Source organism: Falsirhodobacter sp. alg1 (assembly GCF_000739715.2).
In the GTDB taxonomy this organism is placed as follows: Bacteria; Pseudomonadota; Alphaproteobacteria; order Rhodobacterales; family Rhodobacteraceae; genus Falsirhodobacter.
The window spans coordinates 1-520 of the sequence record NZ_BBJC02000102.1 but is presented as its reverse complement, the minus strand read 5'-3'; the positions used below and the strand labels follow the sequence as shown (position 1 = coordinate 520).

At 60.3% G+C, this 520-nt stretch carries 1 pseudogene; it reads right to left on the bottom strand.

Features of this window, described 5'->3' with window-relative positions:
* A pseudogene (locus TR36_RS14415) lies at positions 1-225 on the bottom strand (nucleoside deaminase); the annotation flags it as partial.
* Positions 226-520: the final 295 nt, after the last annotated feature.

Genomic DNA, 520 nt, shown 5'->3' with positions numbered 1-520 from the left:
GCACCCCTCTCTGAGAACCAGAATTTCGGCATGGGCAGTCGGGTCCGACAGCTCCCGGGTGCNGGNTTGCCGTTCTGTGCCACCACACGGCCGGATGGATCGGTCAGGACCGCACCCACGGGAACCTCGNCCCCGCAGGGCAGCGGCGCGGGCTTCGGATAATGCAAGCTGCATATGGCTGTGAAATATCCACGCCTTGGCATTGTCCGGATTATGAACATCCATCAGTGCAAAGACGCGGCCCGGCGTATCCACGCCCCGCCATATCTGCAATTGCGTCATTCCGGCGTTGGACCGGTTCTCCGCATCCCCGTCCCATTGGGACTTCCATCCGTCATAATCGGTCGTATCGATCTGAAGAAGCAAATGCATGGCGTGCCTTTCCCTGTATCAGGGCGCGCGATTGGCGCGCCCTTCAGGGGTTAACCGCAAAGCGGCCTTACAGGTCCATCAAAAGACGGCGCGGATCTTCCAGAGCTTCCTTGACGCGGACAAGGAAGGTTACCGCACCCTTGCCGTC